We start from the raw sequence: 14,206 nt of genomic DNA on the forward strand, positions 1-14,206 counted from the left end.
GGCAGGTGGGCCCGGGTGGGACCGGACGGGGCGACTCCGGCGGGCCGGACGGGACGCCACATTCGTACGTGCCGGAAGTTATCCACAGGACGCGACGCAATCTTGACGGAGCGGTGCGAACGGGGCGACTCTGGGCGGGTGCCGGAAGGCCTCGGGGAGGGGGCTTTCCCACGGCACATCTGGGGGGCGGATGGCCATAGGGGAGGCCGGTCCGGGTTCGGTGCGGCGTGGTGCACAGCCGAAGCGGCTGGAAGAGACCATGCGCGTCCGGCTCGGCCGGGAATGTGTGTACGTACCGTCGTGCCGTTTCGGGCTGTACGTGGCGCTGCGCCACTGGTGCCCGCCCGGCGGACGCGTGCTGATGTCGCCGGTCAACGACGACGTGATCTTCTTCGTCGTGCTCGCGGCCGGACTGCGCCCGGTGCAGGCGCCGTTGAACCCGCTCGACGCGTCCATCGACATCGATGCCGTGCCGGACGAGGTGTGGGGCTCGGTGTCGGCCGTGCTCACGACGAACCTGTACGGCAACCCGGACCCGGCGCCGCGCCTGAGGCAGAAGTGCGACGCGCTGGGGATCCCGCTGTTCGAGGACGGGGCGCACGCGATCGGCAGCCGGGTGGGGGACCGGCCGGTCGGGGCGTGGGGCGAGGCCTCGGTGTTCAGTCTGTCCAAGCACGTCGGGGCGAAGGCCGGAGGCATGCTCTCGCTCGCCGACCCGGGGTTACGGGAGGCGGTGGAGAAGACCTGCGCGGGACTGCTCGCGCCGCGCCGGACGAGCGCCGAACTCGCCTACCTCGTCCGGCCGTACGCGGAGGCGACGGTGCGCGGGCTGCGGCTGCGGCGTGCCGCCTGGGCCGCGATCCGGCTGCTGGGGATGGCGGACCGCGAGGAGATCCGGATGCCGCTGCGCCCGGACGAACTCGCCCTCGCCGCCCGTGAGACGCCCGGGCTCGACGCCCACCACCCGTGGGTGCGCGTCGACATGCACGACTACCGCCTGGAGCCCGGCCGGCTGCGGCTGCGGCGCATCGGCCACAAGCTCGACCGGCTGGACGAGGTGCTGGACGCCTGCCGGACGGGCACGGAGCTGCTGCTGTCCACGCCCTGGGCCAAGCCGCGCGAGGGCGCGGGGACGCAGCCGCTGTTCCGCGTCCCGCTGTTCGTGGCCGACCGGGACGCGGCGATCGCGGCCCTGGCCCGGCAGGGCATCGTCGTCGGCTACCTCTACGACCCGCCCCTGGACGACTACGCCGGTGCCGAGTTCACCGACCCCTCACCGGCCCCCGAGGCGGCCCGCTGGTTCGCCCGGCACGCGCTGCCCGTGGACCCGCTGCGGGCGCGGACGGTCGTCGAGGTGCTGGAGCGCTCCGGGGCACAGCCCGTCCGGGCGCCGGGCGAACTGCCCGGGAGCAGGCCGACACCGGGAGGGCTGGGACAGTCCCGTGGCTGAGATCCAGGTGCACGAGCCCGCCGCCGCGCGCACCGACGGCGGCGGACCGAAGCCTGCCGGCAGCGACCACACCCACGACTCACTGTTCAAGAACGCCTACTTCCTCATGCTCAGCACCGGCGTCTCCGCCGTACTGGGCCTGGGATTCTGGCTGGTGGCCGCCCGCTACTACACGGAGGAGGCCGTCGGCCAGGGCTCGGCCGCGATCGCCGCGATGCGGCTGCTCGCCAGCATCACCGCGACGACGATGATCGGCGCCGTCGTCCGCTTCGTCCCGCGCGCGGGACGGGAGACCGGGCGTCTGGTGTGGGGCATGTACGTGGCCAGTTCGCTGGTCGTGGCGCTCGCCGCCGCCGTCTTCCTGCTCACGCTCGACGCCTGGGGAGCGTCCTACGCCCCTCTGGGCACGCCCATGGCGGGCGCGGTGTTCGTCGCGGCCTGTGTGGCCTGGGCGTTGCTCACCCTCCAGGACGGGGTGCTCACCGGACTGCGCAAGGCGGAGTGGGTGCCCGCCGGGAACGCGGTCTTCTCCGTCGGGAAGCTGGCCCTCCTGGCCGTCTTCGCCGGCACGCTGCCCGTCCTCGGCATCTTCGTCTCCTGGGCGGCGGCGATCGCCTTCTCCACACTGCCGCTGGGCTGGCTGATCTTCCGCCGGCTCATCCCGCGGCAGGCGGAGACCGACCGCGACAAGGAACCCCCGAAGGTCAGGGACATGGGCCGCTTCCTGGCCGGGGACTCGCTGGGCGCCCTGTTCAGCCTGGCGATGATCAACCTGCTGCCGGTGATGGTCGCCGTCCGCTTCAGCGCCGCCGAGAACGGCTACTTCTACGTGGCCTACACCGTCGGCGGCACGATGGAGTTCATGGCCATCAACATGGCCTCGTCGCTCACCGCGCACGCCTCGCACGACCCGCGCCAGCTCGCCGACGGCGTCCGGGGCGCCCTGCGGCGCATGACACTGCTGCTGGTCCCGGTCGTGGCCGTGCTGGTCGTCTTCGCCCCGTACATCCTCACGCCCTTCAGCCCGGACTACGCCGAGCACGGCTCGACCGTGCTGCGGCTGCTCGCTCTCGGCGCCCTGCCACGGGTGGTGGTGGAGCTGTACATCGGCGTGCTGCGCGTCCAGGGGCGCACGGGTGTGCTGGCCGCGCTCCAAGGCGCCATGTGCGCCCTGGTGCTGGGCTGCGCCGCCGTGCTGTTCACCCCGGCCGGGATCGCCGGCGCCGGCTGGGCGGTGCTGCTGAGCATGACGCTGATCGCCGTCGTCTCCATGGCCGGTCTGCGCGCGGCCCTGCGCCACGACGACAGCGCACCCCCCGCCCGTACGCCCGCCGCCCCCGCCTACGGCACCCACTGGGCGAAACTCAACGCCACCGCCGGGTACGGCACGACCTGGGCCCGCCGGGCCGCCTACCAGCCCAGGGACGGCGACCAGGACACGGTCACGCTGTTCATCGGACGCCCCGGCTACGAACGCGAGGCGCTCCAGGCGGACACGCTGGCGCTGATCGTGCGCCCGGAGGGACCGACCAGGGAACCCCCGCCCCACGAGCCCGGAGAACCGGAGCAGGAGCCGCAGGAGCGGCGGCTGAGAGGCGCCCTGTGGAGCCTGCTCGCGGTGGCCTGCCTCTTCTTCCTCGCTCCGTTGCGGGACCTGCCGTGGCTCGACGGCGTCTCGCGGGCCGCCCTGACCGGACGCCGGCTGCTGGAGGGCCTGCCCCTGCCGTCGCTCACCGCGGGCGGCCTGCTGCTCGTGGTGTTCGTCGCCGCCGTCACGCTGAGCACCCGGCGCGACCCGTGGCTGCCCGGCACCGCACTGGCCGCCGCCCTGCTCGCCCTGTACGCCGCACCGGTCGCCCTCGGACGGGAACCGCGGCCGGTGGACGGGGCGTTGTATGAGAAGACGGCCGGCTTCCTGGCGGACGCGCTCGGGCTCGACGGGCCCGAGCCGCTGCTGCGCTGGGCGCCGCCGGCCTGCCAGCTGCTGTGTCTCGTACCGCTGGGGCTGCTGCTCGCGAGGGCGGGCGGCCGGCTGACGTGGCCGGGGCGCTGGGGGGTTCTGTATCTCGTCGCGGTCGGCGGCTGGGTGTGGCGCGACGCGCTCGCACCCCTCGCGCCGCCCCTGCTCGTCGCCCTCGCGCTGCTCCTGCTGCTCCATCGCGCCGCGTCGGCGTGGGCGCGCTCCCGCACCACGGCCCCACCAGGCCTCGTAGCCAACCGAAGGGCCGGCGGACCACCGACCGGTCCGCCCCGCGACTGATCGCACCCGAAGCCGATACCGATCCGGGTCCGGGGCCGAACAAGCCGAAGCAGAGCCGAGACAGAGCCGAAGAGAGCAACCGCCAGGGGGGAACCACCGTGCGTCCGCCAACCACACCGAGGGAGAGATCCACGCCGGAACCCACACCCGCACGGGACGGCGCGAACACCTCCGGCAGCGGCCCCGAGACGGCCAGCCAGTCCTCCAGCCCCTCCTCCTCGGAGTCCTCCAGCCCCGCCCACGAGCCCGTGACGGATCTGTCCGACCTGCCCCCCGCCTGGTCCGGGCGGGGCGCCCAGGCCTGGCCCGGTGTTCCACTGCTCGTCGCGCTCGCACTGTGGGCATACGCCATACGGCACACCGACGTCTCACGGCTCGACGACTACGGGCTGGTCAGCGCGCTGCACCCGGCCTTCTGGGCGGGGCTCGCGGTGCTCACCACCGGCTTCTGGTTCACGGTCCGCGAGGCGCGCCGGCCGGCCGCCTGGTCGGCGGCGTACGTGCTCGGTCTGCTGGTGATGGAGCGGGCCACACAGGCGGTGCTCTACCCGACCCCGCTGTACGCCTGGGCGTGGAAGCACGAGGCGGTCATCGACCATCTGCTCACGGCCGGTGGTCTGCAGACGGCCGATCAGGTCGGCGACATGGCCGTGTACGACCAGTGGCCGGGCTTCTTCGCCGCCCAGGCCGCCCTGCAGCGGCTGCTGGGCGTGGACTCGGCGGCGATGTTCATGGCCTGGTGGCCCCTGGCCTCCAGCCTGATGCTGCTGCTCCCGCTGCTGCTGATCTACCGCACCTTCACCGAGGACCGGCGGCTGATCTGGACCGCGGTCTGGCTCTTCTACGTCGCCAACTGGGTGGGGCAGGACTACTTCTCCCCCCAGTCGGTGGCGTACGCGCTGCACGTGGGCGTCCTCGCCGTCGTCCTGCGGCGCTTCGGCCGGTCCGCGGTGCGGCGGGGCCGTCCGCGGCAGGCCGTGTGGACGGTGGTGATCACCGTCATGATCGTGGCGATCGTCATCTCCCACCAGCTCACCCCGGGCATGCTCGTCGTCTGCCTGCTCGCCCTGTGCCTGAGCCGCCGCTACCGCGACTGGGTCCCGGTGGTCACGACCGTCGTGATCTTCCTGGCCTGGTGTCTCACGGCCGCGCTGCCCTTCCTGTCCGCGGCGATGCCGGACATGATCCGCTCCATCGGTGACGTCGGGGCCAACGTCGAGACGGGCTACGGCGCCACCCCGACCGGCACCGGAGCGATCGCCACCTCCTGGGCGGCCCGGCTGCTGTCCGGTTCCGTGCTGCTGCTCGCGGCCGTCGGCGCGCTGCGCCAGCGGGTGCTGCGCCACCGCGCGTGGCCCCTGCTGCTGGTCGCGGCGGCCCCGCTGCCGATGTTCGCGGCGAGCAGTTACGGCAGCGAGATGATCTTCCGGGTGCTGCTGTTCATGCTGCCCGGCGCCGCCTTCTTCGCCGCCGCCGCGCTGCTGCCCAAGGTCCGCACCCTGGCCGCCGACGCCGCCGCGCAGGAGGCCGGCGACCGCCGGGCCACCGGCCCCGCCAAGGCCCGCCGATGGGGGACCGGCACCTGGGTGCCGCTGGCCGCGCTGCTCGGCGCAACCCTGGCGTTCGTCCCGGCCTACTCGGGCAAGGACCGGATCAACTACTTCCCGCCGCAGGAAGTGGCCCTCGTACGGCAGCTCTTCGACCAGGCACCGGACGGCTCGCTGGTCGTGGCCGCCAACCGCAACTACCCGGACGCGTACGCCTCCTACTGGAGCGTCGACCACTACTGGTTCCTCGACGACGCCCGCAGTCACGTCGACCGGATCGTCAGGAGCCCCGCCGCCACCCTCACGCGGGACATGGCCGGGGTGGAGCGGCCGGGCCGGGCCTACTTCCTGCTCACCCAGGGGCAGCTGGCCAACTCCGAGATGAACGGGCAGCTCGACAAGGCGCAGCTGAACCGCATCCAGAGGTCCGTCGCCGCGTCGCCGCGGTTCCGGCTGGTGGCGGAGAACAGCGCCGGATGGCTCTACGTGCTGAAGCAGTCAGGGGGAGCGGAGCGATGACACCGCAGGAACTCGTGGTCCGGATGCTGCCCCCGTTCGGCGGCTGGCTGGCGCTGGCCGCGCTCGCCCTGCCCGGCGGATCGCCGCTGCGGGGCGCGGCGGTCGTGCTCTTCCTGGCGGCGGGCCCGGGCGCGGCCGTGGTCAGAGTCTGCGCCCCCGCCCTGGGGGCGCGGCCCGCCGAAGGGCCCGTGGAGCGCCGGGACCCGGACTTCGCCCGCCACTCCGACCTGCTGGAGCGGCTGATGCTGACGCTGTTCCTGAGCATCGGCGCCCTGATGCTCGTCGCGACCATGCTGATCGCCACACACACCTTCAGCGCACAGCGGGTATTGCTGACGCTGGCGCTGTTGACCACACTCGCCGCGTTCTGTCCGCCCCTGCGCGCCTCCCCGCGGCCGAGGACACCGAAGGGTTCCACTCAGTGAGGTTCAACCGCCCCCACCGTCCCTTTCGCCGCACGCCGAGCACGACCGCAGGACAGCACCGAAAAGATCCACAGGAGGAGCGGTCCGCCGCCCCGTCGGCATCGGGCCGGCGCCGACTGCTGATCACGGCCGCCACGGTCGTCAGCGCCGTCCTGGTCGCCGCTTTCGCCCTGCGGGACGCGTCGGGGCCGGACTCGGGAGCCACCGGCTCCAAGGCGGACTGCCGCCCCACGGCCCTCCTCGAGCCGCCCTGCGGCGCCTGGTTCGGCGCGTTCGTGCCGCACGAGCGGGACGACCTCCCGGAGAAGGTGCGCGCCTACGAGAAGCGCGTGGGACGCGAGCTCGACATCGTGTACACGTACCACGACATGTCCCTGGCCTCGGGCACCCGCCGCGAGGGGCAACTGCTCACCCCGGAGGAACAGCGCGTCGGCGAGGACCATCTGCTGTTGCTCTCCTGGGAGAGCAAGCGGTGGGGCGGCACCAGGCAGCAGCAGCCGACCTGGAAGCAGATCGCCTCCGGCGAGCTGGACGACAAGGTCATCGACGTCCAGGCCCGGCGCATCAAGGACTACGGCAAGAAGGTGTTCCTCTCCTTCGACCTGGAGATGGACACCCGCACCCCGGCCAGCGGCACACCCGCCGACTATGTGAAGGCCTACCGGCACATCCACGACCGGTTCCGCGACCTGGGCGTGGACAACGTGGTGTGGACCTGGATCACCACCGGGTACCTCGACCACGCGGACGAGATCAAGAAGATGTACCCGGGCGACGACTACGTCGACTGGGTCGGCTACAACCAGTACAACTACTACCGCTGCCACGACGCCGGCTGGCTGACCTTCGCGCAGACGCAAGCCGCCACACACGACTGGATCCGGGCGAACATCTCCGACGACAAGCCGCTGATGCTCTCCGAGTTCGGCACCGCCGCGGACGCGAGCCGACCGCGGCGGCAGGCCGAGTGGTACGCGCAGGTGCCCGGAGTGCTCAAGGACCTGGACGGCGTCAAGGCCGCCCTTCAGTGGAACTACCGCGACCCCGGACCGCACTGCAACCTGGCGCTGGCGAACGACGCGGCCTGGGACAGCCTGCGCAAGGCGGTCGCCGACCCGTACCTCAACCAGCCGCCGCGGTAGTCCCCGCCGGAGGTCATCCCGCGAACTCGGGCCCGTGCACCACCGCACGGGCCCGGCGGTACCAGCGCCAGGCGATCGTCCTCGGCCCGTCGCGGTACGGCGCGACCCGCGCGCCCGCCCCCGCCAGCCAGCCCTCGACGTCGGCGACGGTGTGGGTGCGCCGGACGATGAGCCGGGCGATGCGGTACCGCTCGTCGCGGCCGGAGCTGAGCGCGTGCCGCACCGCGGTCGCCGTCTCGTAGCCCGCCCGGGCCGACATGGCCCGCACCCGGGGGCTGTTGTAGCCGTGCGGATAGGCGAGGTGCCGGATCTCGTGCCCGAGGGCGTCCTCCAGCACGGCCTTGGAGGTGCGCAGTTCGTACGCCAGGGCCTTGGCGGACAGGGTGTCGAGCTGCGCGTGCGTGACGGTGTGACTGCCGATCTCCATGCCGGAACGTTCCAGCTCCGCCGCCCGGGCCAGGGCCATCATCGGGGCGGGCGGCAGCAGACTGCGGCCGCCCGGGGCGATGGCGCCGGTGGTGAGGTAGGCGGTGGCGGGCAGCCCGCGTGCGGCCAGGACCTCGGCGGTGGGGCCGGGCAGATCGGCGAACCCGTCGTCGAAGGTGAGCAGCACGGGCCGGGGCGGCAGGGGTGCCCGACCGGCCAGATGATCGGCGACCGCGCTGATCGTGACGGGCGTCCGCCCGCTGCCGGCGATGACGTCCAGATGTGCCGCGAACTGCCGTGGCGTGACCGTGAACTCGGCGATCCACTCCGGCGGGTCGTCCATCACGGCGTGGTAGAGGAAAACGGGGATGGCCGGGATGCCCGAGGGCGATATCGGCCCCTCCCCACGGGTACGTGCCGACGTCGTCATCTCGCCCCCTGGGCGGTCTTCGCCCCCCGAACGGCCTGCTCCCGCTGGGCGGTTTTCGCCCCCTGGGCGGTCTGGGCGGTCTTCGCCCGCTGAGCTCTCTGCTCCCGAACCGTCGCGCGCAGCGCGTACCGCGCCCGCAGATAGCCGACGGGCCCGTAGACCATCCCCCTGCGCTGCAACCGCGACAGCCGCCGCGGCCAGGGATGCGTCCGCTCGTCGTGGTCGCCCGGCGTGCCGGCGCCGCCCGCCGCGTCCGTGTCGCGCACGGCCGTCAGGGTGCGGGCGTGGGCGAGGCCGCGGGGCAGCCTCGCGAGGAACGCCGGCAGCAGCGCGGGCCGGTTCACGAGCACCGCGGTGAGGTACGCCGTGAGCCCGGCGCCGTAGCCGTACGCCTGGGTCTCCAGATCCCGCCAGGTCTCCCGGTGGTGGTGCCACACCAGGGCGTACGGCGTGTAGTGCAGCCGGTGGCCCTGGGCCAGGACGCGGACGAAGCCGTAGAGGTCGTCGCCGCCCCGGGCCGCCGTGCCGGCCCCGGTGGCCGGGTCGAAACCGCCGACGGAACGCAGCACCGCCGTGCGGAACGCCATGTTCGCGCCCGAGCCGAACCGCCCGGCGGTGAACGGGAACAGCGGCTCGTCGCCCGGCGGACGCGCAGGGTCGTACGTCCTTGGAGTGAAGCCTTTCGCGAAGCCGCCGTGGCTCTCCAGCAGCACCTGGGCCGGGGTCGTCAGCCGCGCCGGCAGGATCAGCCCGGTGCTGCACCCGAGTCCCGCGTCGGCGGCGAAGGGCGCGGTCAGCTCGGTCAGCCAGCGCGGGTCGGCGACCACGTCGTCGTCGGTGAAGGCGACCACCTCGCCGCGCACGGCGTCCAGCCCGGCGTTGTGCGCGGCTGCGAGCCCCGGAACGGGCTCACAGACGTACCGCACGCGCTCGGCGTACTTCCGCTCGACCAGTTCCCGCGTCTCGTCCGTGACCGGCGCGTTGTCGACGACGACGATGTCGAACCGCGGATGGTCCTGCGCCAGCAGCGAGTCCAGCGCCCGGCCCAGCTGCCCGGCCCGCTCCCGGGTCGCGACGACGACGGTCGTGAACGGCGGCTCCCCGGGTCCGCCGAAGACGGCCGCCCCGCACTCCGCCCGCGCCCGCCCCGCCAGCACGGCCTTCGCGTCCGCCCCCTCCGGTACCCGTCCGAGCAGCGTGCCCACGGGCCGGCCGCCCCTCCTGACCAGGACGAACACCTCTCCGTGCGTCACGGGCGGACTCCCCGGGCCGGGTCTGAGCACCGCCTCGTCACCATCGAGGTCCAGCTCGGCGACCTGCACCGCCCCGATGTCCAGGAACCGCCGTATCTCCTCCTGCGCACGCGCCGAACCGGCCATGCGCCCACCCCCCTCGTGAAGTCAGCTGCGGCGCAGCCGAGCCGCGCCCTTCAGCGTCCGCGCGGCCAGCGACGCGAGCTGGGGCCTGCTGCGGACGAAGCTGTGCGCGCGGCGTGCCGGTTCGCGGCTCAGCCAGTGCAGTGCCGCGCCCGCCCCCGGACGGGTCACCGCACCCTCGTACACGGGCAGTTCGCCCGTCTTCAGCGCGTCCTTGTACTCGGCCGCGCCCCTGCCCAGGTCGAGCGTGCCGATCCCTTCGGCGGCCGCCGCCTCGGCCATCCGCAGGTGCAGCACCAGACCCGGCGAGAACTTCGCGAACTCCGGGTCGTAGGCCGGGAACCAGCAGGCCAGCACCGAGGCCGAACGCAGCCCGAAGTGCGCGGCGACGGGCCGCTCACCGGCGTACAGCACGGACAGCGTGCCGCTGCACTCCGGCGCCCGGGTCCGGGCCAGCTGCCCGACGAGCCGGTTGATCCACTCCTGGGCGAACCGGTCCCGGCGGCCGGTCCTGCGGTACTGCGCGGACTTCCACTCCATGAGCGTGCGCAGCGCGGCCGGATCGCGTTCGTCGAACACGAAGCGCAGCTCGCCGGCCTGCCGGCCCAGCCTGCGCTCCTTGGCCAGCGTGGTCTTCAGGAACTTCGGCGACTGCGCGCGCAACACCGACTCGTACGTCTCGTAGCCCTTCTCCACGTCGATGACGTAGGTGGCGTACTCCTCGGCCGCGTACCGGACGAACAGCCGCTGCTCGGCCTCCAGATTGTCGAAGGCGAAGCTCGACAGCGAGCATGCCTTCAGCAGTTCGCCCGTCTCCAGGTCGAGGCCGGGCCGCAGGATCGCGCCCTGCGCGTCGGAGACACCGAGCCCGATCGCCCGGCCCTGGCCCAACGGGCCCCGCTCGTAGGGCAGGAAGCCGACCGGCTCCGGCCCCTCGTACACCACGGCGATGCGGGCCCCGGGCCTGACCCGGCCGACCGCCTCTGTGAACTCCGGCTCCATGAAAGGGTTGCGCGGTGCCTCCGAGGCGGCGCGCAGCGCACGCCAGCGCTCCCTCTCCCCTTCGCCGAGCTCCCCGTGCCCAGCCACGCGAATGCGCCCACTGCTCAACCTGACCCCCCGATCAAGTCCCCCCTGGACACTTGGAAGGTACCGCTCTATGCGGCCCCAGGGGTAGGTAGCGGAGCATGTTGTTGCCAACTGGTACAGAGGCCTTCAACCGGGCAATCGGCGTCCACCGAGCGATGAAACGAAGGGCCGCACTGTCCGTATTCTCTGATCATGGCCGCACCCCTCGCATATTCACTCATCGCCACCGACCTGGACGGGACGCTGCTGCGCGGCGACGACACCCTCTCCGACCGGTCCCTCGCCGCGCTCGCGCGGGTGGCGGACGCCGGTGCCCAGCACCTCGTGGTGACGGGCCGGCCGGCGCCGAGAGTGCGGCCGCTCCTGGACGACCTCGGGTGCACCGGGCTCGCGGTGTGCGGGCAGGGCGCTCAGGTGTACGACGCCGGCGCGGACCGGCTGCTGTGGTCCATCACCCTGGACCGGGAGCTGGCCGAGGCCGCCCTCGGCAAGATCGAGGCCGAGGTGGGGCAGGTGTACGCGGCGGTCGACCAGGACGGGGTCGACGGGCTCACGCTGATCGAGCCGGGGTATCTGATGCCGCACCCGACCCTGCCCGCCGTGCGCGTCGACCGGCGCGAGGAGCTGTGGGGCGAGCCCATCAGCAAGGTGCTGCTGCGCCATCCCCATCTGTCGGACGACGAGTTGGCGGCGACGGCCCGCTCGGTGGTCGGCTCGCTGGCGACGGTGACGATGTCGGGGCCCGGCACGGTCGAGCTCCAGCCGTGCGGGATCACCAAGGCCACGGGTCTCGCGCTGGCCGCCGAGCATCTGGGGCTGCGGCCGGCGGACACCATCGCCTTTGGTGACATGCCCAACGACATCCCGATGTTCGACTGGGCCGGCCACGGCGTCGCGATGGCGAACGCCCATCCCGAACTCAAGGCCGTGGCCGACGAGGTCACCCTGTCGAACGAGGACGACGGCATCGCCGTCGTCCTCGAGCGACTGCTGGGCGGTACGGCTCAGTACGGGCCGTTGACGTTGTCGATCGAGCCGTAGCGGTCGGCCGCGTAGTTGCAGGCCGCCGTGATGTTGGCGACCGGGTCGTACGGGTCGAAGGAGGTGCCGTCCACGTGGTAGGCGGCGAACGTCGGGTCGATCACCTGGAGCAGGCCCTTGGACGGGGTGCCCGCGACGGCGTTGGAGTCCCAGTTGTTGATGGCCTGGGGGTTGCCGGACGACTCGCGCATGATGTTGCGGTAGATGCCGTCGTAGGAGCCCGGGATCCCCTTCTGCGCCATGATGTCCAGCGACTCGCGGATCCACCCGTCGAGGTTGTCCGCGTAGGTCTTCGCGGACGCCTGGGTGGCCTGGGCGACGCCGCCGGCGGGCTTGGCGGCCGGCTTGGCGGGGGCGGACGACGGGGTCGCCGTCTTCTTCGCCGCGTCCGTCTTGGTGGTCTTCACCGTCAGCTTCAGACCCGGGTGGATCAGCTTCGGGTTGTCGCCGACGGTGGCGCGGTTGTCCTTGTAGAGCTGCTTCCAGCCGCCCGAGACGTCGTACTTGTCCGCGATACGGGCGAGCGAGTCGCCCTTGACCACGGTGTACGTGAGGGACTTGGCGGGCTGGGCCGCCCGCGGCACGGACTGTGCGGCGGCGGGTGCGCTCTGGGGCTCGGCGGCACTCGCGTGGGTGGCGCCGAGAAGCGGAAGGGTGAGTGCTGCTCCGCCGGTACCGGCGGCGATGATGCCTCGGGTCAGCGGGTTGGTTCTGGGGCGACGGTGCTTGCCTCGTGCGGCCATGGCGATGTTCCTCTCCGGCGCCTGCGAGGTGAGCTGTCGGGTTCGGGCCGGGAGGTGCCCGGCCGCGTACGGCGCTGTGTGCCGTGCGCGGCTTCACCCCGAGCCGTGCCGCTGTGCGGACCGGCGACTTACCTGGGTCCCCCGCTCCTGCCCTGCGTGAGTGAGTCGGTTCCGTGGGAAGTCCGGGCGGCGGCAGGATTAGGCGTCCGCCGGACAGGGCCGGAACGTATGCGAGAGCACATGTCGGGAACAAGCACCTCAGTCACATATCGCGCGGTTGACCTTGGTCGGGGGTGTTTGGGCCGCTTGATCCTTTGCGGGAGCCAAGGCTCAACTGGCTTTCGGGGGAAGGCGTTAGGGGCAGCTGTCGCGGGGAGGGGGAAAAGCGGAAGGAGTGATTCAACTCACTGATCACGAGTCCGTAGGGCAATTTCCGCCAAGGGGAATTCACCGACTCATCACGGCAAATCGTGCATAACTCGCTACCCCTGGGTAAGTCGATAAATATCTGTTCTTATAGGTTGATCGAAAACATAACGGTCGTGATCGGATACCACCCGGCCTGTAGTCATGGGTGCTGGCGGTGATCGAAACGTGACCGGATACGCTGACTCGAGTGAGGGCAGCGACCTATCGACAATCCGCGTAACCACCGGCAGACACAGCAGACAGGAGACCCCTCGTGACCGACGTCGGGCCGTTCGGGCTGAGCGTGCGGGACCAGGCTCTGGAAGCCGATGTCCAGGCCGGACTGGCGGCTGTCGAGGAAGGCTTGCTCGAGGCCACCAAGAGTGAGGTGCCCTTCATCACGGAGGCCGCCCAGCATCTGGTCCGGGCCGGCGGCAAGCGGTTCCGCCCGCTGCTCGTGATGCTCGCCGCCCAGTTCGGGGACCGCCACGCGCCCGGCATCGTGCCGTCGGCCGTCGTCGTGGAGCTGACCCACCTCGCCACGCTCTACCACGACGACGTCATGGACGAGGCCGCCGTGCGCCGCGGCGTCGCGAGCGCGAACACCCGCTGGGGCAACTCCGTCGCGGTCCTCACCGGCGACTTCCTCTTCGCCCGCGCCTCGCACATCCTGGCCGACCTCGGCCCGGAGGCCGTGCGGGTGCAGGCCGAGGCGTTCGAGCGGCTGGTGACCGGCCAGATCCTGGAGACGGCCGGACCGCAGGACGGCCGCGACCCCGTCGAGCACTACCTGGACGTGCTGGGCGGCAAGACCGGCTCGCTCGTCGCGGTGTCGTGCCGGTTCGGCGCGATGATGTCCGGCGCCGACGAGACGGTCGTGGACGTCCTGACCCAGTACGGCGAGCGGCTCGGCGTCGCCTTCCAGCTCGCGGACGACGTCCTGGACATCGCCTCCGACTCCCACGAGTCCGGCAAGACCCCCGGCACCGACCTGCGCGAGGGCATCCCCACGCTGCCGGTGCTGCGCCTGCGCGAGCGGGCGGCCCGGCTCGGACTCGCCGAGGACATCGCCCTGTGCGAGCTGCTCGACTCCGACCTCACCGACGACGCACGGCACGCCGAGGCCCTGCGCCTGCTGCGGGCCCACCCGGCGTTGGAGCAGGCCCGGCAGGACACCGTCCGCTACATCCAGGACGCCCGCTCGGCGCTGGCACCGCTGCCGGAGTGCACCGCGAAGGCGGCGCTCCTGGAGCTGAGCGACGCGGTGGTGCACCGGGCCGGCTGACACGTCCGACCCGTACGACCCCTACGGGTCGGGGGAGAAGCCGCCCCGCCGTGTCATACCCCAGC

General features: G+C 72.3%; 11 protein-coding genes and 1 riboswitch. Of the genes, 7 read left to right on the forward strand and 4 right to left on the reverse strand.

Annotated features, from left to right (window positions below; all coding sequences use genetic code 11):
* Window positions 1-190: 190 nt before the first annotated feature.
* The 5 genes from QOL88_RS23180 (at window position 191) to QOL88_RS23200 (ending at window position 7,343) form a co-directional block, all read left to right on the forward strand.
* Window positions 191-1,450 (forward strand): DegT/DnrJ/EryC1/StrS family aminotransferase, encoded by a 1,260-nt coding sequence (locus QOL88_RS23180; RefSeq protein WP_097219123.1) that lies wholly within the window; start codon window positions 191-193, stop codon window positions 1,448-1,450.
* Complete coding sequence (locus tag QOL88_RS23185) at window positions 1,443-3,710, forward strand: lipopolysaccharide biosynthesis protein (RefSeq protein WP_257027868.1); 2,268 nt, start codon at window positions 1,443-1,445, stop codon at window positions 3,708-3,710. The genes QOL88_RS23180 and QOL88_RS23185 overlap by 8 nt, the downstream gene beginning before the upstream one ends.
* 248 nt (window positions 3,711-3,958) lie before the next feature.
* Window positions 3,959-5,776 (forward strand): glycosyltransferase, encoded by a 1,818-nt coding sequence (locus QOL88_RS23190; protein ID WP_097219126.1) that lies wholly within the window; start codon window positions 3,959-3,961, stop codon window positions 5,774-5,776.
* Window positions 5,773-6,201 carry a hypothetical protein gene (locus tag QOL88_RS23195; protein WP_097219128.1) on the forward strand — a complete coding sequence of 143 codons (429 nt, stop codon included), beginning with the start codon at window positions 5,773-5,775 and terminating at the stop codon, window positions 6,199-6,201. The genes QOL88_RS23190 and QOL88_RS23195 overlap by 4 nt, the downstream gene beginning before the upstream one ends.
* Window positions 6,198-7,343 carry a glycosyl hydrolase gene (locus QOL88_RS23200; protein ID WP_257027870.1) on the forward strand — a complete coding sequence of 382 codons (1,146 nt, stop codon included), beginning with the start codon at window positions 6,198-6,200 and terminating at the stop codon, window positions 7,341-7,343. The genes QOL88_RS23195 and QOL88_RS23200 overlap by 4 nt, the downstream gene beginning before the upstream one ends.
* Before the next feature lie 13 nt (window positions 7,344-7,356).
* Here the strand turns inward: QOL88_RS23200 and QOL88_RS23205 are convergent, their stop codons facing one another.
* From QOL88_RS23205 to QOL88_RS23215, 3 genes are all read right to left on the reverse strand, one after another.
* The gene (locus QOL88_RS23205) at window positions 7,357-8,112 is read right to left on the reverse strand and encodes a polysaccharide deacetylase family protein (RefSeq protein ID WP_097223144.1); all 756 of its coding nucleotides are present in this window, start codon (window positions 8,110-8,112) and stop codon (window positions 7,357-7,359) included.
* An 83-nt stretch (window positions 8,113-8,195) separates the two neighbouring features.
* Window positions 8,196-9,578 carry a glycosyltransferase family 2 protein gene (locus QOL88_RS23210; protein WP_257027871.1) on the reverse strand — a complete coding sequence of 461 codons (1,383 nt, stop codon included), beginning with the start codon at window positions 9,576-9,578 and terminating at the stop codon, window positions 8,196-8,198.
* Window positions 9,579-9,599: 21 nt separating this feature from the next.
* The gene (locus tag QOL88_RS23215) at window positions 9,600-10,664 is read right to left on the reverse strand and encodes a GNAT family N-acetyltransferase (RefSeq protein ID WP_257027872.1); all 1,065 of its coding nucleotides are present in this window, start codon (window positions 10,662-10,664) and stop codon (window positions 9,600-9,602) included.
* 192 nt (window positions 10,665-10,856) lie between these two features.
* Here QOL88_RS23215 and QOL88_RS23220 point away from each other — a divergent pair, with 192 nt between their 5' ends.
* Complete coding sequence (locus QOL88_RS23220; protein WP_097219133.1) at window positions 10,857-11,705, forward strand: HAD family hydrolase; 849 nt, start codon at window positions 10,857-10,859, stop codon at window positions 11,703-11,705.
* On the opposite strand, the gene QOL88_RS23225 is transcribed toward QOL88_RS23220, so the two are convergent.
* Window positions 11,669-12,448: a transglycosylase SLT domain-containing protein gene (locus QOL88_RS23225; RefSeq protein WP_097219136.1), complete on the reverse strand. Its 780-nt coding sequence runs from the start codon at window positions 12,446-12,448 to the stop codon at window positions 11,669-11,671. The genes QOL88_RS23220 and QOL88_RS23225 overlap by 37 nt on opposite strands.
* A gap of 3 nt (window positions 12,449-12,451) precedes the next feature.
* Window positions 12,452-12,629, reverse strand: a riboswitch (cyclic di-AMP (ydaO/yuaA leader).
* Between the two features lie 501 nt (window positions 12,630-13,130).
* On the opposite strand from QOL88_RS23225, the gene QOL88_RS23230 reads away from it, so the two are divergent.
* Window positions 13,131-14,141: a polyprenyl synthetase family protein gene (locus QOL88_RS23230; protein WP_097219138.1), complete on the forward strand. Its 1,011-nt coding sequence runs from the start codon at window positions 13,131-13,133 to the stop codon at window positions 14,139-14,141.
* Window positions 14,142-14,206: the final 65 nt, after the last annotated feature.

Source organism: Streptomyces sp. Ag82_O1-12 (genome assembly GCF_900182715.1).
Classification (GTDB): Bacteria; Actinomycetota; Actinomycetes; order Streptomycetales; family Streptomycetaceae; genus Streptomyces; species Streptomyces massasporeus.

Excerpts from the sequence above, each read along its gene's own strand:
- QOL88_RS23180 (WP_097219123.1), top strand. The coding sequence starts at position 191 with ATGGCCATAGGGGAGGCCGGTCCGGGTTCGGTGCGGCGTGGTGCACAG.
- QOL88_RS23220 (WP_097219133.1), top strand. The coding sequence starts at position 10,857 with ATGGCCGCACCCCTCGCATATTCACTCATCGCCACCGACCTGGACGGG.
- QOL88_RS23195 (WP_097219128.1), top strand. The coding sequence starts at position 5,773 with ATGACACCGCAGGAACTCGTGGTCCGGATGCTGCCCCCGTTCGGCGGC.
- QOL88_RS23210 (WP_257027871.1), bottom strand. The coding sequence starts at position 9,578 with ATGGCCGGTTCGGCGCGTGCGCAGGAGGAGATACGGCGGTTCCTGGAC.
- QOL88_RS23225 (WP_097219136.1), bottom strand. The coding sequence starts at position 12,448 with ATGGCCGCACGAGGCAAGCACCGTCGCCCCAGAACCAACCCGCTGACC.
- QOL88_RS23205 (WP_097223144.1), bottom strand. The coding sequence starts at position 8,112 with ATGGACGACCCGCCGGAGTGGATCGCCGAGTTCACGGTCACGCCACGG.